This is a genomic window from Hyphococcus sp. D3-15, from assembly GCF_055809375.1.
Genome location: NZ_CM147910.1, coordinates 1677025 through 1697495, shown reverse-complemented (window position 1 = coordinate 1697495; position 20471 = coordinate 1677025). Strand labels below are relative to the sequence as shown.

Below are 20471 nucleotides of genomic sequence, written 5' to 3'. Positions count from 1 at the left end.
TCATGGCGAATCGGCGCCATCGATATCCATGTTCACTCGCCGGGCTGGAGATTTTTTGCGACGCCGATATGGTGCGCCGCCACAACAGAGCATTCAGAGGAAACCGTAATGGCCAAAGCGCTTGCCGAAGGGGTCAAAGCCCCGTCCTTCACCCTTGCTGTCGATAGCGGCGAAACCGTCGCGTTGAAGGACTTTGCGGGCAAGAAACTGGTGCTTTTCTTTTATCCGAAGGACGACACCGCCGGCTGCACCAAGGAGGCGATTGGCTTCACCGAGGCCGCCGCCAAATTCAAGCGCGCCGGCGCGGTGATTCTGGGGGTTTCGCGAGATACCGTGGCCAAGCACCAGAAATTCAAGGAAAAACACGGCCTTAAGGTTGCCCTGGGCGCAGACGAAAGCGGCAAAGTCACCGAGGATTACGGTGTCTGGGTGGAAAAAAGCATGTATGGCCGGAAGTATATGGGCATCGAGCGCGCGACCTATCTGATCGATGAAAAGGGCGTCATCCGGACAATCTGGCGCAAAGTGAAGGTTGCCGGGCATGTTGACGAGGTGCTGGCGGCGGTGAAGGCGCTTTGACCGTAACGGTTCCCTCAACACAGCTTTCAGCAGCGCGCGGTGTTCTGGCGGCTGGCGGCATGGCGCAAAAGACCGCCGCCGCAGAACGGGCTAACACCCTTTTGGCCGGTGGAGCGCCCTTGGGCGTCGCCTCTGAGCTCCCTGAAAGGCCTGCGAGGCCCGCAAATCCAACGCTCGTGCCGCCAGGCGACGTGCCGCGCCGCAAGCTTGGATCCCCGGAAGGTCGCGCCGCCCTCCTTCATGCGGTCGCCCATATCGAATTCAACGCCATCGATCTCGCATTCGACATGGCCGCGCGTTTCACGCCGGCGATCCGCGCCGAAAGCCTCGACGACGCCCGGTTCGCCGCGGACTGGATCCGGATAGGCGGCGAAGAAGCCCGTCATTTCAATATGATAGAGGATGAGACTCCGCGAACTTGATTGCACCTATGGAGATCTGCCCGCACATGACGGGTTGTGGGAAGCCGCCCTCGTCACCCGCCATGACGTCCTCGCAAGGCTAGCAATTGCGCCACTCATTTTGGAAGCGAGAGGACTGGATGTTACGCCTGATATGATGGAGAGGCTGCGCAGTGTCGGCGACGCGAACAGCGCCGCCGTTCTCGCTGTCATTTATGATGAAGAAGTCGGCCATGTGGCCTGCGGCAAGCACTGGTTTGACGCGGTCTGCGCCGCCCGGGGGCTGGATCCGGTCGCGGCATTCCACGAACTTCGCGAGAATTTCTTCGCTGGCCGCCTGAAACCACCATTTAATTACGACGCCAGAGGCCGAGCGGGCCTTCCCAGAGAGTTTTATGAACCTATTGGAAACGAAAACCGCGTTTAATGGCGTTAAGGTAAAGGTGACTGGTGCGAACGGTGGAAAATAGCGTTACACCATCACATAACTGTTGCGTCACACATGGATTTGCGCTGCTATGCGACAAGGGTGGGCATCGTAGCGTGAGTAGACGCGTGCAAGGGGCGTTCGATTAATGAGCCGTCGTTCCGGCAAAATGAGGCGCGTACTTAGCCGTTTCTTTAAGGAACGGCAGATTTACCATCGTAGTGATGGGGTCGTTCACTTCATTTCCATGTCTTCCAAGACCCAGATCGCGCTTGCGGTGATCATTGGCGCCGCCCTGCTATGGGTCGCCTACGCGTCTGTTAACGTCGTTTTCAAAGAGCAGATTATTGTCGCCAAGGACCGGGACAGCCGGATCATGGAGACCACCTACTCCAAGCGGCTGCATGATGCCCAGGGCGCCTATGATGATGTCAGCGAGCTGAACCAGATCATCAAAGAGAATTTCGACGAAACGCTGAGCGATATTTCCGCCCGTCACCAGCTTCTGCAAAATATGGTCGAGCGCAAAGCGGCGATCGACCAAGGGCTCGACGCCCTCGCAAAGGGCTTGTCGGAAGCCGGCGGGCCGAACGGGCAGCGTCCGGCCAATGGCAACCGCGTGATGATCGATGTTGCGCCGGGCGAGCCTACGCCGCGCCAATCACGCATGTCCGCCGCCAGAAAGCTTGGCGCGGAACAAGTCCGCCAAAACGATGCGGAGCAGAATGGCACCGCGTCGGAAGCCATCAAGGAAATGAACAAAGCAGCGGCGGATTTGTACATGGAGCAAATGATGCTCCTCGCCACGCTTGAAGAAAAAGCCAATACCGAACGCGAGCAATTGACCATGGTGCTGACCAGCGCCGGCGTGCCGGTTGAATCGCTCATTACGCCGGCCAAGATCTCCAACACTATGCTGGCCCAGGGCGGTCCCTTTATCGACCTCGACGCCGGCGGTGAAGCGGCGTCGCTTTTCTACCAACACGCCAACCGCACAGCGATGGCGGTTGATGAACTGGCGGCGCTCAACAAGGCGTTGCAGAACGTGCCCCTATCCTCGCCGCTGATCGTCGCGCGCCGTTACACCAGCGGCTTCGGCATTCGGCGCGACCCGATCAATGGCAAATACGCCCGCCATAACGGCATTGATTTCGCGGCGGCCTGGGCTTCTCCCATTACCGCAACGGCAGACGGCGTGGTGCATTTCGCAGGCACCCGCTCAGGATTCGGACGCGTGGTTGAAATCAATCACGGTAACGGCTTCTTGACGCGTTACGCGCATATGAGTCGGATCAGTGTGAAGACGGGGCAAAAGGTGTCGCTTCACGATAAAGTTGGGGAACTGGGGTCCAGTGGCCGCTCAACCGGTGCGCATGTTCACTACGAAGTGCTGTACAAGGGCAAGCCGCTAAATCCTCGTCGTTTTATCGAGGCAGGTAGATATGTTTTCGAAAGCTAAGTCGGGTAAAAATTCTGACACAAAATCGATGAACAATGCGCCGCAGGAGGCGCCTGTTCAGCAAGCCAGTGTGCAAGCAGCCCCAAGAAAGGGATCAGGCGTCATGAAATCCGCCGGCGTGCCATCCATCATTTCCTCAGACGTCGTCATGCGCGGCAATATCAACTCTGCTGGCGAGATCCAGTTTGACGGCTCGCTCGAAGGCGATGTCAAAGCGGGCTCCCTCATCATCGGCGAAAAAGCTTCCGTTAAGGGCGAAATCATTTGCGAGACCGTTACGGTCCGCGGCCGCGTCGAAGGCGGCATTCGCGCCAAATCGGTGTCATTGGCGTCTACCTCTCATATTCTCGGCGACATTCTTCACAGCTCGCTGTCAGTGGAAACCGGCGCGCATTTTGAAGGCAATTGCCGTCACTCAGACGATCCGCTCTCTGAAACCTCAGCAAAAGATTTCCGTCGCGCGCGTCCGTCAGCGCCGGCTCCCGCTCCTGCCCCGCGGCCAGTGTCGACAGCAAGCGACGACGCCGAAGCAGGCGACCGCGCAACCGCTGGCGAGACACCATCATTTTTGAGCGTTGGCCGTTCGCCGCTTCGCTAGACCAAAGTCATTCTTCACGAAAAAGGCCGCCTCGATGAGGCGGCCTTTTTTGTTCAGGAACATTGATGCGGTTTATCGCCCGCGCATGCCGGACAAGCCCGAAATGGTTGTGAGGAGCGCCAATCCGGCCGCAAGATACGCGCCCCATTGCACCCCGCCGAGCCCGGCTTCCGACCCGATCATCGTCGTCATGAAAAGCCCTAGCGAGCCCAGCGCGGCAACCCCCGCCGCTACCGTTGCAATGCTTGTGATGCGCCCCAGAAACGGCAGCAATCCGGGGACGCCCAAAACCGCCGCAACGCCGGCCAGCAACGCCGACCAGGAGAGCGCACTGCCGACAAGCGCAGAGTCCTTCATTTCCCCTGTAGAAGCGCACTCTTCGCCGATCGGAAATTGCATTTTCCGGACGCAGTTGACGGTGTTGCCGATGAAGTAATCGCCGGTCACCGTCGACATGCTTTTGCCGCGCACGGGGTCTTTCGTCTCCACCGAAAACATCGGCCCGAAGAACAACGCCGCGATAATCGCCAGCGGAAGTAAAATTCGAATCATTTGATATCCCCGTCCTTGCCTTAACCACGTTGGCGGACATTACCGCCTTCAATGAGCCAAGCCAAGCGGCGGAAATAGCCGGGAAATGCTGCGCTGCAATCTGCCTGGCAGCTAGCCGAGCGATGGCAGGCTCACGCGGCGTCCTTTGTGCGGTGTGGCAGGCGCGATTGGCGCAGTTTGTCAGCAATCGCACCAAGCCCGTTAAAGGGGTTTGCCATCGCTGTTGCGGGTTCGCCTTCCTCTGTGGATTTCGGCGTCAGTCCGGATGCGACAAGCGTTTCGCCAGACGGGCCAAGAACGATGAGATATTCCGCATCATCACAACGGATCAGCGCTAATCGCCGGCGCGCATCGAGCGGCAACATTTCTGAGATCGCCAGTCGCCGCTTATTGCCCGTTGCGCCCGAAAGCGATGCAAGCCCCGCCTTGCGAGCGGCATAGGCGCATGCCCCGATCATGCCGAGGACAGCAACAAACCCAAACACAACTCGTAAGATTTCCGACGCTGGCATGGTCACGCCCTTTGCGATCTGCTCCAGCATCTAAAATACCAGCCTTATGTTTAACGAGCTGTTAAACAACCTCGCCTGTATCGCTATAGAGCGCCTGCAGGTCTTTGAAGGAGATGATTTCACCGCCCAGAGACTCGCGGAACCAGGAAAGGAACGCGGCGCTTGTCGCCAATATTTTCTCCACGCCTGCCTGATCCGGGGCATAGGGACTGGCGCCCGGGCTCAAGGACGTCGAATGAAGGGTGAAGGTCAGCACAGGGGCGCCATCTGCAACAATCTTGCGCGTCAGCGCCTGCATGTCTTCAAGGCCGGCGCCCTCAGGCGACAATCGCATGGGAATTTTCATTCTGGAAAACAGGTCATTCCTGTAGGGAGCAAATCCGGGTGCGGAGGTTTCGCCGGTCAGAAAAATTCGCGTTCCCCGCAAGGCCTTCGCCCCCGTGACAGGAGTGACGAAAATGCGCGGTCCATTCGCCTCCACCGCGAAAGGCCGGTTTGACATTGCAGAGAAATCCGGCCCGCCGCGCGCAGAAAAATCGAAAGCGGCGCTTGGACTGAAATCAAATTGAATGCCGGCCTCGCTCAGCAAAGCATAATCCGCAAGGCCAACCCCATAGCGCCCGGCGCGATGGGCGACAGGCGCCTCACCAAAAACCGCTTCAAATTCTTCTGACAACTTTTTGAGCTTCCGGGCATAGGCGTTGCGCGGCAGGTTTTTCTGAAATGAAAAATACTCGCCGCGAAAATCACCGGGCGGCGTTGTCCACTGATGAAGGTGCAGTCCAAAACCCGCCTCACCGGATTTGTGCATGCTTGCAAAGCATGATGCAGCGGCTTTGTCCTTCAGGATCGGCCATGTCAGGAAATAGAGCGGCGCGGTTCCCTCTTCCCGGCAAAGCGACTGAAATCGCTCAATGCCGCCCATAGCTGGAACCTTATGCGCATCGCCGTCAAAACAACTCCAGTCAAAAGCCTCTTCCGTATCCACCGTAACGATGAGGCGCGGACGCGCCTGAGGCTTATTGCTCACCAATGGCGTAATTTTAAGGGCCGCAGCTGCTTGGGATTTTTCAGCCAATTGACGAAAAATCAGATCCATCCCATCCGCGGTTTCATCCCAGGAATGTTTCTCTGCATAGAGACGTGTCGCCTTGCGTCCCGAAGGCGCGCTGAGAAGGTCCTTAACCGCAGCAGCGATTGCGCCGGGAGTGCGCTCGCTCGCAAGGCGCCCGGCTTCAGGCGCGGCGATCACTTCGCTATTTCCCCAGACATCCGTCGCGACGCAGGGCGTGCCGCACGCCATGGCTTCCAACAGCACATTCGGCCAGCCTTCGCGTGAGGAGGCCAGCACGAGAATGTCCGCGGCGGAGTATACGCCGTTAAGTTCGTCATGGCTGACCTCTCCGAGGAATCTGACGCGCGCCGCCACCCCTAGCGAATTCGCCTGTTCTTCAAGTATTCGCCGGTCCGGCCCCGCCCCGACGATCAGTAATGTCGCCGCAGGCAGATCCTGCAGGGCTTTAATGACAATGCCGTGGCCTTTGCGTTCGACGAGTTGGCCGACGCTTGCCAGCACCAATCCATCGAGCCCGAGAGCGCGGCGTTCCGTTTCACGGTCGATAGGAGAAAATTTGTCGAGGTCGACCCCGTTTCGAAGCACCGAGATTTTTTCCGCTGGCGCGCCAAGCCTCGCCAGTTCTTGCTTCAACGCGTCCGCCACTGTGATGACCGCATCGGCGCGCCATGCCGTATCGACAATTTTCCGTCGCGGCGCCTCGAAGGAAGGCAGCAGGTTCACATCCGTGCCGCGTGCGGTGACGACGAATGGCTTGCCTAATTCACGCGCAACTTGCGCCGCCGCCACGCTGTCCGGATAGAAGTAATGCGCATCGATGAAATCAAAGTCCCACCCTTCGGCGATCAGCGTTTCCGCCTGCCGGCGCAAACACCGCGTCAACGCGTAAGGCGTCGCATGCATCGCCCGTTTCGGCGGTATCAGAAAACGCGGGTGGTGAATATCGACGCCATGACGCTGTTCAAACTCCGGGGCGCGCGCATAGCTCGCATAGCGCCCGAAGATTGGATGTGAAAACGGAAACCACGGAACGGGCGCAACGACTCTCACCTCCGCATCATATTTCTTGCGATAGGCATTGAGGCGGTTTTCGACGAAGACGCCATGCGCGCGCGCCGCTTCATTCGGAAAAGAGTCGAAAAGAGTAATATGCGCATTGCGGCCAGTCCCGGTCAGCGCAGGTCAGGCGCCGTCGCCGCAAACCTACCTCGCGAGGCTTTAAAAAAGCGCTTGTGCGAAAATCTGCCGATCGCGCGCCTTTTCCCGAATTGGGACAGCGTCGAACAACGTTTGCGACATTGCTCTCTCACCGCAAAGCGCCCGCCGTCGCGCCTCATCTCAGTCTTTAACTTTTCGTTAGGCATGCTTTGTGCGGGAAACGCCGTGGATCGTCGCAATCCGGGACATTCACGGCGCAAGGCCGCATTCCCGGCGGATTTAAGGCTGGGAGATGTTGGCTCTTTACGTGATTGTCATTGCTTTGGCGGTCGGCGCTGCGGTGGCCTCGTCGCGTCTGATCACGCATCCGGACACACGCAGGCTCCTTCCCAGCCAACTGGCCCGCGACGGGCTTGGACTTCTCGAACCATCTTTCCCCAAGGGAACTGTCGATCTCGCGAGAATTGCCCCGCAAGACTATCAGGCGGCGGCCCGCCGGATAGCTGCTCCGTCATCCAGCCGAACCAAAAGGCTGCTCGATTTCTGCCTCAGCCTCGGCCTGGTTTTTTGCATGGCGCCGGTGCTGTTGGTCACCGCTTTGGCCATCAAGCTCGACAGCAAGGGACCCGTCCTCTACCGACAGCGCCGGGTCGGCTATGGCGGCGAGGAATTCGAGGTCTTCAAATTCCGGTCGATGTTTGTCGGCGCGGAGGCGAACGGGCCGCAATACGCGGCTAAAAACGACCTGCGGATTACCCGCGTTGGGCGCTTCATCCGGAAATTCAGGATTGACGAAATACCGCAAACAATCAATGTGTTGCGCGGCGAAATGAGCTTTGTAGGTCCGCGTCCGGAACGGCCGGAATTCGTGAGCGAACTGGAGCTTGAGATCCCGAATTACCACTGCCGGCATCTGGTCAAACCGGGCATCACCGGCTGGGCGCAGGTGAAGTACGAATACGCCGCCTCTGTTGAGGGCGCGCGCAACAAGCTGCGCTATGATCTTTACTATATCCGGCATTTTTCCCCGGTTTTTGACCTTCTGATCGTTCTGATGACGGTCAGGGTGGCGCTTTTCGGTCTTGGCAGCCGCTAGCGCGGGCCTTGTCGATTGCGACTCCTGATTTCGGCGGAATCAGCCGAGAGGATCGAGAGCAAAGCTGGGGAGAAGCCTTGTTTTTACGCGGTTTTGCGCTTCGCGCAGTTCAGGGGGAGGCATGGCAAAGATTTTGCGTTGCCTTTAGACTGACATGGGATTTCGGGGCCGTCGCGCCGGCCTGACGCTCATTGGACGCCATAGGGATATGACCATGATTAAGATTAATGACACGATCCGCGCTGCGGCTGCGATTGCCGCCGCTCTTACACTCGCCGCCTGCAATACGCTCGGGATCGGCGGAGAACAGCTTCAGGCCGCGCCAAGCAGCGCCACAGAAGCAGCGGCGGCGGCGCCCGACTATCTTGTCGGCCCGCTCGACCAGCTTGAGATTTTCGTCTGGCGCGCGCCAGAGCTTTCGACAAAAGTCACCGTTCGTCCGGATGGGCGCATTTCAACGCCGCTGGTGGAAGACATGGTCGCCGCCGGCAAAACACCTTCGCAACTCGCCAATGACCTTGAAGGCGTTTTGCGCGAATATGTTCGCGCGCCGGAAGTCACGGTGATCGTAAGCGACTTCTCTTCGACCTATGATCAGCAGGTGCGCGTGCTTGGCGAAGCCCAGCAGCCGATCGCCCTGCCCTATCAGGCCGGCATGACGGTTCTGGATGTGATGGTCGCCGTTGGCGGCTTGACGGAATTTGCGGCAGGCAATCGCGCCGTATTGATCCGCGGCCAGGGCGAAGACCGCCAGTCTTATCGCCTGCGTCTCAACGATCTCCTGCGCAAGGGCAACATTTCGGCGAATGTTCCGGTCTTGCCGGGCGATGTGATTTTGATTCCTGAAAGCGCGCTCTAACAGAGCGCGCCTTCGGGCCCTGGGGTAAAGCGTGGTGTTCAAGTTTTCCGATCTGCCTCAACCGGTTTTGCGCGGCCTTAACGGGCTCTGGCGCCGGCGCTGGCTGGTGGTCGCAATCACCTGGGGCGCCGTGCTTGTCGGCTTCCTCGCCCTATGGCTGGTGCCCGATAAATTTGAATCCCGCGCGCAGGTCTTTGTGCAGACTGAAACGATCCTCGAACCTGTCCTCAATGGATTCACGGCGCGTCCGGATTACTCCCGGCGCGTCGAAGTCATGCGCCTGCAATTGCTGACCCGGCCGAATGTCGAGGAAATCATCCGGCGGTCGGGGCTCGATAAAACCATTGAAGCGCGCAGCCCGATTGAACGCCGCGTCAAAATGCAAAACATGGTCGACTGGGTTGCGAGCCAAATCAAAATCGACAGCCCGCGAGAAATGTATTTCATCATTTCCTACAAGAACAACGATCCGAAAATTGCGCGCACGGTTGTTGATGCGGTTCTCAACATGCTGATCGAGCAGGATCTCGGCGCCAGCCTTTCTGAAAGCGAAGCCGCGCGCCGCCGCCTCGACCTTCAGGTGGAGGAATATGAGGAAAAACTCGTCGCCAATGAAAATGCGGTTGCCGTTTTTCGCGCCGCCCATTCATCTGAGCTGACGGAAAGTCAGGGCGCGCTAAGGCAGCGGGAGCTCAAGGAAAATGAGCTGGTTCGCGTCAATGATGAAATCGAACGCACCAAGGGCCGCGTCCTGACCTTGCAAAACCTGATGTCGGCGACGCCGCGCCGCGCCTCCGGCGGCGAACTGGATCGCTTGAAGGTCGAACTGGCCGCTTTGCGCAGCCAGTATGAAGACAATCACCCGGACATTCGCGGCGTGGTCGCACGCATCACCGAACTTGAAAAAGACAACGCGGCCTTGTCGGCCAATCCTGAATATGTGCGGCTCAGTTCCGAGCTTAAGGTCGCGCAAGATTCAGTGGCAATGCTCACTGCGCGCGAACAACGCCTGAAAGAAAAACTCAAGGCGCTCGATTTCGCCGCCGGCCAGGCGCCGGCAGTGGAAGCTGAGTTGCGCCAGATTGTGCGTGAATATGAGCAGACCCAAAAAACCTATGAGGAACTCCTGTCGCGCCGCGACCGCCTTGATCTGACGCGCAATCTTGGGGCGGCAGGGCGCGGCGTGGAATATCAAGTGTTTGAGTGGCCCGCCGAGTCCCTCGCACCCAGTGATCCGCCACGCTTCCTGTTGATTATGGGCGTCCTGCTCGCAGCAGGAGCTGTCGGCGCAGGCGCGGCCTTCGCCCTGACTCTGCTCGACAAAAGCTATACGCAAGCAAGCGAATTGCAGGCGGCGTTCGGCCTGCCTGTATTGGGCGCCATAAGCGAAACCCGGTCAGACTCAGTCTTTGCACTTCGCAAACAGGACCATATGCGCCTCGCCATGGCTGGCGCCGGTTTAGTCGCAATTATTGGCGTCTACGCATATCTGACCGTGTTCCGCCTGCCGGTTTTGGCGCTCGCGCCGGCTGACGCCGCGGTGCAGGTCTCCTTCCTTGAAGGGGGGCTGTCATCATGAGCTTGATTGAAAAAGCAGGCGCCACGGTCCTCAAAGGATCATTCGAGAAAAAGCCGAAGAAAAAAGATAAGCCCAACAAGAAACTATCGGTCGCCGAGGCTGAACCGGTCGTCCGCGAACGCGCGACCTTCGATCTCGACTTCGCGGCTCTTTCAAAAGAAGGCGTCTTCAATCCGGACGAACGCTCAACCCAACTGGCGCTGGAACTGCGCGCGGTCAAACGCCGGCTGTTGCGCCGCATCGGGTATTTGCGTGCATCAGGCGAGCGCCAGGCTTTTCGTCATTCCGGCAAGCAGCGAAATCTGATCCTCGTCACCTCCACGCGCGCCGGCGAAGGCAAAACCTTCACCGCGATCAATCTTGCGCTCAGCCTCGCTTTCGAGGATCAAATCGAAACGCTGCTGATCGATGCTGACCTTGCGCGGCCAAAAATCCGGGAACGGCTTTCCCTTCCCGCGGCGCCCGGCCTTGCCGACCGGCTTACGGATTCAGAATGCGATGTGGAAGCCATGGGCTGGCGCTCGGAGAAAGCGCCGCTCTCAATTCTGCCCGAAGGCGCCCGCGGCGATCGGCCGACAGACCTTTTCGCCACCGCCAAAGCGCAACAATTTTGGTCTGACTTATCTACGGCTGACCCAAACCGTCTAGTCATCATCGACGCGCCGCCTGTTCTGGCGGCGACAGACGCCGTAAGGCTTGCGAAATTCGCCGATGAAATCGTCTTCGTCGTCGAAGCGAACTCTACGCCCGAACCCGCAGTCGCAGCCGCCGTCGATGAACTGATCGACATCAATCCGAATATCAGCCTGATGCTGAACCGCTGTCAGATTGGCGCAGGCGGCGCACATTATGGCTCTTATGAATATTATGACCGCAGCGAGGCCGCGTCAGCGCCCGCTGCGTCCAAAATCTCAAGCGAAGGATAATTCCATGGGGCAGCATCGCAAATATCCGACTACGTCGTCACGCGCGAAACGAATATTGCTTGCATCCGCTGCAACGGTTGTTTTCGCGGGCGCAGCGCTCGCGCAAGTCACCGGACCGACAGCGCCGCTGAAATTGCAGACCAATTATTTCGGCTATTCCGCCGGCGTGTCGCTGCGCGCAGGATACACCGACAATATCAATCTGCAGCGGGGCGCGCTGAAAGAAGACGAGTATTACCTGTCCACCCTGCTCACCGGCGGCGCCATTGTTTCAACGCCGCGCGTCACAGCGCTCGTTCTCGGCGATGTCGATTTCTCCTACATGCTGAATCAGGATGAAATTCAGATCAGCCAGAATATCGGCGCGACAAGCACATTCACCGGTCTAGACAACTGGCTGTATTTCGACCTGTCCGGCTCCACTTCGCGCCAGTTGGTCGGAGACAATGCAAGATTTTCCGGCAACATCAATTCCGGCCGGAACCAGCAAGCCAATGTTCATTCCTATTCCGCCAGCCCGTATGTGTTTCACGAACTTTCCGATGAATCGACGGTTGAGCTGCGCTACCGCTATTCGCAAGTTTTCGTGGACGATGACAAATCACTGTCATCGCTCCTCACCGGCGGCTCCATCAACGATCTCGATCACGCATGAAATTCTTGCGCAGTATGACACCGGCCGAAAGTTTGACCGCGCCCGTTTGAAATTCACCGCCTTTGGCAGCGACACCACAGAAGACTCCGTTACACCGCTTTCCGATTTCGGCTTTCGCCAGGGATCAGTTTCCGTTTCGGGCCAATATGCGCTGACTGACCGTTTCGCGCTGTCCGGCGGCGTCGGCTATGACGAAATCGAAAATCAGGGCGCCGCCGCCATGTTCTTCGACGACAACGTGCTTTCCGGCTTCTTCTGGCGCGCTGGTTTTTCGGCAGACCCGGGACCGCGATCTTCGATCCGGATCGAATATGGCCAACGCTATGGCGACGACTTTATTGATGCTGACGCACGCTACGCGATCTCGCAGCGCTTCGTGTTCACCGCCGCCGCCAGCCGCTCCTTCCGCACGCGTGCGCAGTCCGTCACCTCTCAGTTCCAGTCGACACAACGCGGCGCCCTTGAATTCGCAGACCAGCTTCGCGCGGGACAAGAGCTGAACGCACGCGGGGTCATCGACGCTGCAAACTGGTACGCCCAGGGACAGGGATATGGCAGCGCGCAGACAAACGGCGTTTCAGTTTCCGATAATGCTTCCGCCACGCTGACCGGTGATCTTGGGCGCACGGAAATTTCCGCGAACGGGTATTATGGAGACGATGATTTTGGCTTCCGTCAGGTCAAATCCATTGGCGGCGGAATGAATATTCGCCGGCAAGTCTCGCGCCGCGTCACGGGGTATGGGTCGGTGCTGTATCGTCACATTGATTCAACATTCGATCCGACGACTTGCGAGGCGAACCCGCTTATCTTTGGTTTCGACCCGACGGACCCTGCTTTCAACGCCATGACCGATTGCGCAAACCTCGCGGCGAATGACGGCATTACGGACACTGTCGTCGCGCGTATCGGCGCGTCATACCGCCTGTATGAAAACGCTTCATTGTTCATCGAAGGGTCTCACTCAGAACGCTTCGCTGACAATCCCGCACTTGAATATGGCGAGAACTCCATCCTGGCCGGGATCACCCTGGATTTCTGAGATGTATGAAGAGTTTTTCCGACTGACCGACGCGCCTTTCCGGCTAAACCCGGACCCGCGCTTCTTTTATGGCAGCCGGAGCCACAATAAGGCGATGGCCTATCTCCATTATGGCGTGAAACAGGCGGAAGGCTTTATCGTCATTACAGGGCCGGTTGGCGCCGGCAAGTCAATGGTGATTGGCCACCTTCTCGACCAGCTGAATGCGTCGAACGTTGTCGCTGCGAATCTGCTCACCTCCAATATCGAGCCGGAAGATCTGTTAAGTCAGATCCTCTCCGCATTTCGTATCGAACCTGAAGGCGAAGGTCGCACCGGCGAAATCGAAGCCTTTGAAGATTATCTTTTCGACCAGCTCAATCGCGGACGCCGGGTTCTGTTGATTATTGATGAGGCGCAGAACCTTCCCTTCAAAACACTGGAAGAGCTGCGAATGCTGTCGAATATCGACTATGAAGGCACGCCGCTGTTTCAGGTGTTTTTAGTTGGGCAGCCTGAGTTTCGCGCCATCATGGAAGCGCCGAATATGGAGCAATTGCGCCAGCGCGTCATTGCCTCCTATCATCTGGAGCCGCTCTCCGAAGAAGAAACGCGGGACTATATCCAGCACCGCCTCGCCGTCGCCGGCTGGCGGGAAGACCCTGCTTTCACCAAGGGCGCGTTCAAAGCCATCTATGCAGAAACGAACGGGCTGCCCCGGCGCATTAATACGCTGAGCAATCGCTTGATGCTGTATTGCTCGCTGGAAAAGGCGCATGAGGTGACCGCCAAGGTCGTTGAAACGGTCTGTGCGGAACTCCGCGAAGAAAAACTCGAAGCGCGCAAGCCGGCGGATGCGATGCCGCCGGTCGCGCAGGTTGATGAGGCTGTGCATGCCGTTGCGCCGGCCGAAGAAGATGCAATGGCGGGCCTTAAAGACGCGGTTATTTTGTCTCTTGATGAAGCGCGGGCAAAGTCAGAGCCCGCACCCGGCGAAGCCGAAGTCGGCGATGAAGCGCCCGACAACCCCATTGAGGCCGCACCGCCTCGAGGTAGCGAGACCGTGCCGTTGAAGCCGCTCGCGTCAAAGACGGGCTTGCCCTCATCCATGAGCGTTCTTGATCGCCTTCGCGCCAAGAAATTGCCTGAAGACCGGCAGGAAGCGACCCTGACCGATGTCGCCAATGCAATCGCCGCCGCTGCAGAAGAGATCGACGCAGCGCCAGGCGACAATGAAACTCCCGCGACAACCGATGTGCCAGCCAAGCGTAAAACAATGTTGCGCACAATCGAAGACGCCCGCGAAGATTTGAAACAGGCGAACGGCAATATTGTCCGCCTCACAAAATCGGCAAATGCCGGGCGCAAACGCCGCGCCAATATCGCGGAAGGTCTTCAACGCGCGGAAACCCTGCTCAATGAACTGCGCCAGGCGCAGCATTAACGCGCCAGCGCGCATGACCAGGCAAACCTCCATAAACCCAGCGGAAAACCGCCACCGCTTTGCGCTTTCGGTCGACGTTGAAGATTATTTCCAGGTCTGGGCGTTTGCCGACATTGTCTCGCGTAGATCGTGGGACGGTTTTTCACTACGCGTCGGCGACAATACGCGCCGCTGCCTTGATCTCTTTGACCAGCATGGCGCAAAGGGCACATTTTTCACCCTTGGCTGGGTCGCCGAACGGGATCCGGAACTGGTTCGCGAAATCGTCAATCGCGGGCACGAGCTGGCGAGCCATGGCTATGATCACACAAAGGTCACCGCGCAAACGCGCAATGCATTTTCCGCTGACGTAAAAAAAACCAAAGCCCTGCTTGAAGACCTTTCCGGTCAAGAGGTGAAGGGCTACCGCGCGGCCGGTTTTTCAATCGGACGCGACACGCCCTGGGCCCACGAAGCCCTCGCAGAAGCGGGGCATGTCTATTCTTCAAGCACGCATCCTATTTCACATGACCATTATGGCGACGCTACTGCACCGCAATCACCCTTTGAGACATCTGCCGGAATAATTGAAGCGCCTGTCGCGACCGCCAGCCTGTTCGGAAAGCGCGTCAGCGCCGCTGGCGGCGGCTGGTTTCGTGCAGCGCCATTGGCCGTATCAAAAATGCTGCTGGAAAAAGCTGCATCCTCGCTCACCGGCCCGGTCATTTTCTATTTTCATCCATGGGAGATCGACCCGGACCAGCCGCGCCTGAACCGCGCATCGGCCAAATCGAAATTCCGTCACTATCTCAATCTCAAAACGACAGAGAAAAAGCTGACGAAGCTGCTGACCCATTTTTCATGGGCGCGGATCGATGAAACATTGTTGCCGGATCAACGATCATGAGCGCATTACCGGCAATTCAGCGCTCACCTGTTACCGTCACGACCGATACAGCTTGCTGTGCGACGCGCTGGAACAAATATGTAGACGACCACAAGCAGGGAACTTTTTTTCATCTGTCGGGGTGGGGAGACGCCGTAAAACGCACGTACAATTACGACACCCACTATCTGACCGCAGAGCGCGACGGTGCGCTGGTAGGCATATTGGCGCTAACCGAAGCCCGAACACCGTTGCTCGGCGCCTCGCTTGTCTCAACCGCATTTTCCGTCGGCGGCGGCCCGCTGGCGGACGACAAGGAGGCCCTTGATTCTTTGTTGAATGAGGCCGCCAGACTTGGCGAAAGCCGGCGCGTTCGTTACATCGAATGTCGCAGCAATTTCGTCGCAGACAATTGGCGCTCGAAAACCGGCCTTCACGCAGGATTTGAGACCGCATTGATCCGAGACGAGGCCCAGGCGCTCGCCGCCATTCCGCGCAAGCGCCGCGCAGAGATCTCGCAAAGCGCTGGACGCCGCAACGACAGGCGGCCTGTCTATCCGCCACAATGGCGAGCCCGAACTCTTCTACGAACTCTATGCGCAGTCCCTGCATCGCCTCGGCACGCCGGTTTTTCCCAAACGATTCCTCGACGCGCTGCTGGCAATTTTTGCGCAGAACGCGGAAATCTCCATCGTTGAGCAGAATGGCGCAGCGCTCGCTGCGCTCGTTACATTTTATTTCAAGGATGTCGCCCTACCCTATTATGTGGGCGCATCGGAAACGGCGCGCGCCAGTCGGGCGTTTGATTTTCTTTATTGGTCCATCATGCGCCGGGCTACCGAAAAAGGCTGCACCCGATTTGACTTTGGCCGCAGCAAAATAAACAGCGGCGCTTATGCGTATAAAAAGCTTTGGGGAATAGAACCGCGCCCATTGACCTACAAAGTAAGCCTGATCGGCGCCAACGCCATGCCCGAGATTAATGCGCGCAATCCAAAATTTGCCGCGCTCTCCAAAATGTGGCCATCCCTTCCGGGCGCGGTGGCGAACCGGCTCGGGCCTTTGCTCGCGCCGAATTTCCCATGAAACCGGAAATCCTGTTTCTCGCCCATCGCATCCCCTATCCGCCGGATAAGGGTGACAAGATACGCTCATGGCGCATTCTCAAACATCTGACATCACGCTTTCGCGTGCACCTCGCCTGTTTCGCCGACGATCCGCGTGACCTCGTGCACAAACAGTTTCTTGAAAATCATTGCGCCAGCGTGACGATCATAAGATTGAATCCGCATATTGCGCGCATCAGGAGCCTCGGCGGTATCTTGTCCGGCATGCCCTTGAGTTTTTCATATTTCCAAAGCGACAGAATGAAAGCTGCGCTTCGCATCGTCAGACAGAAACCGCTCGCGGCGGAGATCGCCTTTTCATCTTCCATGGCGCCCTATCTGGAAACGCAAATACCGGGACGCAAACGCATTGTCGATTTCTGCGATTCCGATGCAGAGAAATGGCGCGGCTATTCACAGGGCGCCAGGGGCGTCATAAAGTCCGTCTATGCGCGCGAGGCTGACTTTATGGCGCGAGCGGAAACGCAGATCGCTGGCTGGGCGGATGCAAGCTTCGCGATCACGCCGGACGAGGCGGCGGTGTTCAATAACCGCTCGGGCATGACGAAATCCGTTGACTGGTTTTGCAATGGCGTCGACGCGGATTATTTTAATCCGGATGCTATCGATAGCTCGGAAGCGCCCATTCATGATTGCGTCTTTGTCGGCGCCATGGACTATCGGGCCAATATTGAAGGCGTCTGCGAGTTTGTAAGACGCGTGTGGCCATTGATTCGAATGCATCGTCCGGCCGCAAGCTTCGCCATCGTCGGCGCAAATCCTTCGAAAGAAATATGCGCGCTGGACGGAAAGGACGGGATCACCGTCACCGGCCGGGTTGACGATGTGCGCCCATGGCTTTGCGGTGCGAAAACCATCGTTGCGCCATTGAACATTGCACGCGGCATTCAAAACAAGGTGCTTGAGGCCATGGCGATGGAAAAACCGGTTGTCGCCTCGCCGGAGGCCATGACGGGCATTAACGCGCCGAAGGACGCATCAATCATCGCCGACACACCGAAAGCAATGGCGCAAGAAATTTGCGCGCTGCTTGAAAATGAAGACCGTCGCCGCGTGATTGGCGCGGCGGCGCGGCGTTTCGTGTTGAACCATCATGATTGGGGCGCCGCCCTGGCCAGATTCGACCAAGCACTCGATCGGCTGGGCTTGTAACGCTACTTCTTGCGCGTTTCGGCGAGAACCTTTTTTACATAGGCGTCGACATCAACATCACCCTTAACGCGGCCCCTGATCTGATCGCGCACTTTCGAAGGAAGGAGCGCGGGATCCAGCGATCCCGCACTCTTGATAGTGGCGCGAATAAGGTCTTTCAGACCCTCTTCATCGTCCGGCGTCCATTTCGAGTTTTTATCCGCCATGGCGTCACCCTAATTTAGGAGCGCGCCGGGCGCCGGCGCGTCCGGGCTCACGCCGCCGAGCGAAAACGCATCCCTGCCGCCGACCGGCTTGCCGTTTATCGTCAGCCCATCGCCATTGGCCGAAACATTTAGCGTTTCTCCGTCAGCCACTTCGCCGGCCAAAATCAATTCCGCAAGCGGGTCCTGCAGCTTTTTCTGTATGACTCGCCGCAAAGGCCGCGCGCCATAAACCGGATCATACCCGCTGTCGCCAAGCCAGCTGCGCGCCGCTTCATCAAGCGAGAGCGTGATCTTGCGGTCAACAAGCAGCTTTTGCAGGCGCTCAATCTGGATATCAACGATGGCATCCATATTATCGCGCGTCAGGCGATGGAACAGGATGATTTCATCGAGCCGGTTGAGAAATTCCGGACGGAATTTCGCGCGCACCGCCTCCATCACTTGCGGACGAACGGCATCTGAATCTTCGCCTTCCGGCTGGTTCGCCAGATAGTCGGCGCCGAGATTCGAGGTCATGATAATCAGCGTGTTCTTGAAATCCACCGTATGGCCCTGCCCGTCAGTCAGGCGGCCGTCGTCAAGGACCTGCAACAGCACGTTGAACACATCCGGGTGTGCTTTTTCGATTTCATCGAACAAGACAACTTGATAGGGGCGCCGCCGCACGCGCTCAGTTAGCACGCCGCCTTCCTCATAGCCCACATATCCCGGCGGCGCGCCAATCAGGCGAGCAACCGAATGTTTTTCCATGAATTCCGACATGTCGATGCGCGCGATCGCCGTTTCATCGTCAAACAGGAATTCCGCCAGCGCTTTTGTCAGCTCGGTTTTGCCGACACCGGTAGGACCGAGGAACAGAAACGAACCCATGGGCCGGTTCGGATCTTTCAGCCCGGCACGGGCGCGACGCACCGCAGCCGACACCGCCGTCACCGCTTCATGCTGGCCAATGACCCGATTGCCGAGCCCGTCTTCCATCGACAGTAATTTCGCCCGCTCGCCTTCAAGCATCTTGTCGACAGGCACGCCGGTCCAACGCGACACGATCGCCGCCACATTTTCATCATCGACGACTTCATGAACAAGCGCCTTTGCGGACGCCTCGTCAGCTTTCGCCTCGGTCATGGCAAGCTGCTTTTCAAGCGCTGGGATCTCCCCGTATTTCAACTCCGACGCACGGCCGAGATCGCCGCGGCGTTCGGCATCCGCGAGCATTTGCCGAGCCTGATCAAGCGTTTCTTTCACTTTTGTAGACGATGCGAGGCTATCCTTCTCCGCCCGCCAGCGAGCAGTGATATCGGCTGATTTCTGCTCCAGCTCCGACAATTCCTTGTCGAGCTTTTCGAGACGGTCCTTCGAAGCGCGGTCGTCTTCTTTTTTCAGCGCCTCTCGCTCGATCTTCATTTGAATAATACGCCGGTCGAGTTCGTCGAGCTCTTCCGGTTTCAGATCCACTTCCATGCGCAAGCGCGACGCCGCCTCATCTACAAGGTCAATCGCCTTATCCGGCAAGAACCGATCAGTGATATAGCGGTTCGACAGGGTTGCGGCCGCAACGATCGCGCTGTCGGAAATGCGCACCCCGTGATGAAGTTCGTATTTTTCTTTCAGGCCGCGCAGTATTGAAATCGTATCTTCAACCGTCGGCTCATCAACAAACACCGCCTGGAAACGACGCGCAAGCGCAGCATCCTTTTCAACATATTTACGATATTCGTCGAGCGTGGTCGCGCCCACGCAGTGCAACTCACCGCGCGCAAGCGCGGGCTTCAACAGGTTTGACGCATCCATCGCGCCATCTGACTTGCCGGCGCCCACAAGCGTGTGCATCTCATCAATAAACAGAATGATTTTGCCTGCCGCTTCGGTGACTTCCGTCAACACCGCCTTCAGGCGCTCTTCAAACTCGCCGCGATATTTCGCACCGGCGATCAGCGCGCCCATATCCAGCGCAAGCAATGATTTGTCTTTCAGGCTCTCGGGGACATCGCCATTGACGATGCGCAACGCCAGACCTTCCGCAATGGCGGTCTTGCCGACACCCGGCTCGCCTATCAACACAGGATTGTTTTTCGTCCGGCGCGAAAGCACCTGCATGGTCCGGCGAGATCTCTTCATCTCGACCTATAACCGGGTCGAGCTTTCCGTCTCGCGCTGCTTCAGTTAGATCGCGCGCATAGCGCTTCAGCGCGTCATAAGCTTGCTCCGCCGACGCCGTGTCAGCCGTGCGTCCCTTGCGGATGTCATTGATGGCTTCGTTGAGCTTCGCCGCCGTGACGCCGGAGTCCTTCAGAATTTTAGCGGTGCCTGCGCTTGCCTCTACCGCCAACGCAGTGAGCAGGCGCTCGGCGGTGACGAATTTGTCACCCGCTTTCTTTCCAATCTCTTCAGCAGCAGCAAAAACTTTTGCGGTCGGCGCCGCCATATAAATCTGGCCGTTGCCGCCCTCGACCTTGGGTAGCTTGCCAAGCGCCTCGTCCGTTAGCTGCAGCGCTTTTTCCGGCTGTCCGCCTGCAGCGCGAATCAAATTCGCGGCGAGCCCCTCCTGATCGTCGAGGAGCGCTTTTAGAACATGTTCAGGTGTGAATTGTTGATGGCCGTCGCGCAGTGCGATGGTCTGGGCGGCCTGAATGAGACCGCGAGCGCGGTCGGTGTAGTTTTCCAATTGCATATCGACCTCAAGTTGAGCGTCAAAGAGTTAATAGCGCCCCAAAAAGGCGACGCCTTGTTCCAAATCAAAATGGGGGCGGAACCGCCCAAATCAAGCCGGGGCGGCAAAA

Annotated in this window: 19 protein-coding genes and 2 pseudogenes; 16 read left to right on the top strand and 5 right to left on the bottom strand. The window is 58.0% G+C overall.

The genetic code is table 11. The annotated features are described in order from the left end of the window. Nucleotides 1-108 precede the first annotated feature (108 nt). The 5 genes from bcp to AC0L8G_RS08350 all read left to right on the top strand — a co-directional run bounded on the left by bcp (nt 109) and on the right by AC0L8G_RS08350 (nt 3464). A complete protein-coding gene (gene bcp / locus AC0L8G_RS08370) occupies nt 109-579 on the top strand; it encodes a thioredoxin-dependent thiol peroxidase (RefSeq protein ID WP_473388317.1) in 471 nt (156 codons plus the stop codon). After that, nucleotides 576-1001: a DUF455 family protein gene (locus AC0L8G_RS08365; RefSeq protein ID WP_473388315.1), complete on the top strand. Its 426-nt coding sequence runs from the start codon at nt 576-578 to the stop codon at nt 999-1001. Before bcp ends, AC0L8G_RS08365 begins: the two co-directional genes overlap by 4 nt. Then, the gene (locus tag AC0L8G_RS08360) at nt 982-1407 is read left to right on the top strand and encodes a ferritin-like domain-containing protein (protein WP_473388314.1); all 426 of its coding nucleotides are present in this window, start codon (nt 982-984) and stop codon (nt 1405-1407) included. Before AC0L8G_RS08365 ends, AC0L8G_RS08360 begins: the two co-directional genes overlap by 20 nt. Before the next feature lie 148 nt (nt 1408-1555). After that, nucleotides 1556-2866 carry a peptidoglycan DD-metalloendopeptidase family protein gene (locus tag AC0L8G_RS08355; RefSeq protein WP_473388312.1) on the top strand — a complete coding sequence of 437 codons (1311 nt, stop codon included), beginning with the start codon at nt 1556-1558 and terminating at the stop codon, nt 2864-2866. A 103-nt stretch (nt 2867-2969) separates the two neighbouring features. Continuing rightward, on the top strand, nt 2970-3464 hold the full coding sequence (locus tag AC0L8G_RS08350) for a bactofilin family protein (RefSeq protein ID WP_473388310.1): 495 nt from the start codon (nt 2970-2972) through the stop codon (nt 3462-3464). Between the two features lie 72 nt (nt 3465-3536). Here the strand turns inward: AC0L8G_RS08350 and AC0L8G_RS08345 are convergent, their stop codons facing one another. The 3 genes from AC0L8G_RS08345 to AC0L8G_RS08335 form a co-directional block, all read right to left on the bottom strand. Continuing rightward, a complete protein-coding gene (locus tag AC0L8G_RS08345) occupies nt 3537-4016 on the bottom strand; it encodes a hypothetical protein (protein WP_473388308.1) in 480 nt (159 codons plus the stop codon). A gap of 131 nt (nt 4017-4147) precedes the next feature. Beyond that, a complete protein-coding gene (locus AC0L8G_RS08340; protein WP_473388307.1) occupies nt 4148-4558 on the bottom strand; it encodes a FliO/MopB family protein in 411 nt (136 codons plus the stop codon). A gap of 31 nt (nt 4559-4589) precedes the next feature. Then, nucleotides 4590-6653 carry a glycosyltransferase gene (locus AC0L8G_RS08335; protein WP_473388305.1) on the bottom strand — a complete coding sequence of 688 codons (2064 nt, stop codon included), beginning with the start codon at nt 6651-6653 and terminating at the stop codon, nt 4590-4592. A 400-nt stretch (nt 6654-7053) separates the two neighbouring features. Here AC0L8G_RS08335 and AC0L8G_RS08330 point away from each other — a divergent pair, with 400 nt between their 5' ends. The 11 genes and pseudogenes from AC0L8G_RS08330 (at nt 7054) to AC0L8G_RS08280 (ending at nt 17485) form a co-directional block, all read left to right on the top strand. Further along, nucleotides 7054-7857, top strand: a complete 804-nt coding sequence (locus AC0L8G_RS08330; RefSeq protein WP_473388304.1) for an exopolysaccharide biosynthesis polyprenyl glycosylphosphotransferase — start codon at nt 7054-7056, stop codon at nt 7855-7857. A 214-nt stretch (nt 7858-8071) separates the two neighbouring features. After that, nucleotides 8072-8716: an XrtA/PEP-CTERM system exopolysaccharide export protein gene (locus AC0L8G_RS08325; protein WP_473388303.1), complete on the top strand. Its 645-nt coding sequence runs from the start codon at nt 8072-8074 to the stop codon at nt 8714-8716. 31 nt (nt 8717-8747) lie between these two features. After that, nucleotides 8748-10295, top strand: a complete 1548-nt coding sequence (locus AC0L8G_RS08320; protein WP_473388302.1) for an XrtA system polysaccharide chain length determinant — start codon at nt 8748-8750, stop codon at nt 10293-10295. Next, nucleotides 10292-11221, top strand: coding sequence for a P-loop NTPase family protein (locus AC0L8G_RS08315; protein WP_473388301.1), 930 nt, complete (start codon nt 10292-10294; stop codon nt 11219-11221). Before AC0L8G_RS08320 ends, AC0L8G_RS08315 begins: the two co-directional genes overlap by 4 nt. A gap of 4 nt (nt 11222-11225) precedes the next feature. Beyond that, on the top strand, nt 11226-11876 hold the full coding sequence (locus AC0L8G_RS08310) for a hypothetical protein (protein WP_473388300.1): 651 nt from the start codon (nt 11226-11228) through the stop codon (nt 11874-11876). Beyond that, nucleotides 11815-12918 carry a hypothetical protein gene (locus AC0L8G_RS08305; RefSeq protein ID WP_473388298.1) on the top strand — a complete coding sequence of 368 codons (1104 nt, stop codon included), beginning with the start codon at nt 11815-11817 and terminating at the stop codon, nt 12916-12918. The genes AC0L8G_RS08310 and AC0L8G_RS08305 overlap by 62 nt, the downstream gene beginning before the upstream one ends. Before the next feature lies 1 nt (nt 12919). Then, nucleotides 12920-14341, top strand: coding sequence for an XrtA/PEP-CTERM system-associated ATPase (locus AC0L8G_RS08300; RefSeq protein WP_473388296.1), 1422 nt, complete (start codon nt 12920-12922; stop codon nt 14339-14341). Between the two features lie 13 nt (nt 14342-14354). After that, on the top strand, nt 14355-15227 hold the full coding sequence (locus tag AC0L8G_RS08295; protein ID WP_473388294.1) for an XrtA system polysaccharide deacetylase: 873 nt from the start codon (nt 14355-14357) through the stop codon (nt 15225-15227). 504 nt (nt 15228-15731) lie between these two features. Further along, a pseudogene (locus AC0L8G_RS08290) lies at nt 15732-16055 on the top strand (GNAT family N-acetyltransferase); the annotation flags it as partial. A gap of 84 nt (nt 16056-16139) precedes the next feature. After that, nucleotides 16140-16292: a hypothetical protein gene (locus tag AC0L8G_RS08285; RefSeq protein WP_473388293.1), complete on the top strand. Its 153-nt coding sequence runs from the start codon at nt 16140-16142 to the stop codon at nt 16290-16292. After that, on the top strand, nt 16289-17485 hold the full coding sequence (locus tag AC0L8G_RS08280) for a TIGR03087 family PEP-CTERM/XrtA system glycosyltransferase (protein WP_473388292.1): 1197 nt from the start codon (nt 16289-16291) through the stop codon (nt 17483-17485). Before AC0L8G_RS08285 ends, AC0L8G_RS08280 begins: the two co-directional genes overlap by 4 nt. Nucleotides 17486-17487: 2 nt before the next feature. On the opposite strand, the gene AC0L8G_RS08275 is transcribed toward AC0L8G_RS08280, so the two are convergent. Continuing rightward, nucleotides 17488-17691, bottom strand: coding sequence for a hypothetical protein (locus AC0L8G_RS08275; protein ID WP_473388289.1), 204 nt, complete (start codon nt 17689-17691; stop codon nt 17488-17490). Between the two features lie 9 nt (nt 17692-17700). After that, nucleotides 17701-20362 (bottom strand): annotated as a pseudogene (gene clpB / locus AC0L8G_RS08270) (ATP-dependent chaperone ClpB). Nucleotides 20363-20471: the final 109 nt, after the last annotated feature.

Excerpts from the sequence above, each read along its gene's own strand:
- bcp (WP_473388317.1), top strand. The coding sequence starts at position 109 with ATGGCCAAAGCGCTTGCCGAAGGGGTCAAAGCCCCGTCCTTCACCCTT.
- AC0L8G_RS08360 (WP_473388314.1), top strand. The coding sequence starts at position 982 with ATGAGACTCCGCGAACTTGATTGCACCTATGGAGATCTGCCCGCACAT.
- AC0L8G_RS08355 (WP_473388312.1), top strand. The coding sequence starts at position 1,556 with ATGAGCCGTCGTTCCGGCAAAATGAGGCGCGTACTTAGCCGTTTCTTT.
- AC0L8G_RS08350 (WP_473388310.1), top strand. The coding sequence starts at position 2,970 with ATGAAATCCGCCGGCGTGCCATCCATCATTTCCTCAGACGTCGTCATG.
- AC0L8G_RS08345 (WP_473388308.1), bottom strand. The coding sequence starts at position 4,016 with ATGATTCGAATTTTACTTCCGCTGGCGATTATCGCGGCGTTGTTCTTC.
- AC0L8G_RS08340 (WP_473388307.1), bottom strand. The coding sequence starts at position 4,558 with ATGCTGGAGCAGATCGCAAAGGGCGTGACCATGCCAGCGTCGGAAATC.
- AC0L8G_RS08330 (WP_473388304.1), top strand. The coding sequence starts at position 7,054 with ATGTTGGCTCTTTACGTGATTGTCATTGCTTTGGCGGTCGGCGCTGCG.
- AC0L8G_RS08325 (WP_473388303.1), top strand. The coding sequence starts at position 8,072 with ATGATTAAGATTAATGACACGATCCGCGCTGCGGCTGCGATTGCCGCC.
- AC0L8G_RS08315 (WP_473388301.1), top strand. The coding sequence starts at position 10,292 with ATGAGCTTGATTGAAAAAGCAGGCGCCACGGTCCTCAAAGGATCATTC.
- AC0L8G_RS08310 (WP_473388300.1), top strand. The coding sequence starts at position 11,226 with ATGGGGCAGCATCGCAAATATCCGACTACGTCGTCACGCGCGAAACGA.
- AC0L8G_RS08305 (WP_473388298.1), top strand. The coding sequence starts at position 11,815 with ATGACAAATCACTGTCATCGCTCCTCACCGGCGGCTCCATCAACGATC.
- AC0L8G_RS08300 (WP_473388296.1), top strand. The coding sequence starts at position 12,920 with ATGTATGAAGAGTTTTTCCGACTGACCGACGCGCCTTTCCGGCTAAAC.
- AC0L8G_RS08295 (WP_473388294.1), top strand. The coding sequence starts at position 14,355 with ATGACCAGGCAAACCTCCATAAACCCAGCGGAAAACCGCCACCGCTTT.
- AC0L8G_RS08280 (WP_473388292.1), top strand. The coding sequence starts at position 16,289 with ATGAAACCGGAAATCCTGTTTCTCGCCCATCGCATCCCCTATCCGCCG.
- AC0L8G_RS08275 (WP_473388289.1), bottom strand. The coding sequence starts at position 17,691 with ATGGCGGATAAAAACTCGAAATGGACGCCGGACGATGAAGAGGGTCTG.